This is a genomic window from Citrobacter sp. R-1.5.2, from assembly GCF_035064245.1.
GTDB lineage: Bacteria > Pseudomonadota > Gammaproteobacteria > Enterobacterales > Enterobacteriaceae > Citrobacter.
The window spans coordinates 1-1,357 of record NZ_JASEYC010000065.1 but is presented as its reverse complement, the minus strand read 5'-3'; the positions used below and the strand labels follow the sequence as shown (position 1 = coordinate 1,357).

Annotated in this window: 1 protein-coding gene; it reads right to left on the bottom strand. The window is 47.7% G+C overall.

What is annotated here, in order from left to right; translation table 11 throughout:
• Positions 1-269 precede the first annotated feature (269 nt).
• Positions 270-1,274, bottom strand: a complete 1,005-nt coding sequence (locus QMN38_RS26550; RefSeq protein ID WP_000427623.1) for an IS110-like element IS4321 family transposase — start codon at positions 1,272-1,274, stop codon at positions 270-272.
• Between the last annotated feature and the right edge of the window lie 83 nt (positions 1,275-1,357).

The following is a 1,357-nucleotide window of genomic DNA, read 5'->3' as shown; positions in this document are numbered from 1 at the left end:
CTCAGAAAACGGAATCTATGGTCACTCCCGTTTTTGCAACACCGATTTTGACGACAAGTTGGCTTGCTTGAATCTATCCGGCGTCTGAATGGGATTTTATTCCCGCGCCTTGATGAGTTCCGCGCCTGATGAACCTCCAGAAAATATACGGCTTCAATGAGCCTTTCCGTTTTACAGGTTCCTCAACAGGCCGGTGGGCCGTTAGTATCATCAATATCAGTATTCGCAAAACCAGATCAGTAATTCTTTAAACCGGTGTATTTCTGCCGTTATGCTACATAAGTTTGCTGTCGTGCCGTTAGGGCCCAGGCTATTCTGGCCAGCTTGTTTGCCAGAGCACAAGTGACGACAAAGTTGCTTTTCCGGCACAGTAAATCCCTGACCCAATCGGCCAATTTGCCAGACTGGTGTTCCAGTTTTTGTATGAATACCCTGGCACATTGAACCAACAAAGTTCGGATCTTTTTATTACCTCGCTTACTAATTCCCAGCAATGTCGTCCTACCTCCCGTGCTGTACTGCCGAGGTACAAGCCCTGTTGCCGCCGCAAAGTCACGGCTGCTGGCGTACTGCTTCCCGTCGCCAATCTCAGTTGAAATAGTACTCGCTGTCAGTGTTCCGACGCAGGGAATGCTCAGCAAGCGCTGTCCAACCTCATCTTCGTCCAACTTTCGTTTCAACTGGGATTCCAAATCTTTAATCTGCTCAACAAGATAGTGATAATGCTGTTGTAATTTCAGCAATAACTGGCTGAGGTAAAGAGGCAAACTATTATCCTCAAGAATGGTACTCAGTCGGCTAATAACGGCAGCTCCTCGGGGAACGCTAATGCCAAATTCCAGCAGAAAAGCATGCATTTGATTGGTTGTTTTTACCTTATCCTGAACCAGGGATTCACGGACACGATGCAGAGCCCGCATTGCCTGCTGAGATTCCGTTCTGGGCTGCACAAAACGCATAGACGGACGCGATGCAGCTTCACAAATAGCTTCGGCGTCGACAAAGTCGTTTTTATTGCTTTTAACGAACGGGCGGACAAATTGTGGTGATATCAGCTTTGGGGAATGCCCCAACTCTTCCAACTTGCGTGCCATAAAGTGAGAACCGCCACAGGCTTCCATTGCGATGGTTGTAGCGGGGCATGTCGCCAAAAATTCGATCAACTTTGGCCGGGTAAATTTTTTACGGTAAACAGCCTTCCCGCGACGATCCTGGCAATGAATATGGAAAGAGTTTTTACCCAGATCGATACCAATGAGCGCAATGTTTTCCATGATAGTTCTCCGAATGAAAGCCTGTCCTCAGCATAGTACCGGGAAGGAGGGAGTGACCATCTCATTAAATAAAGCACGCTAAG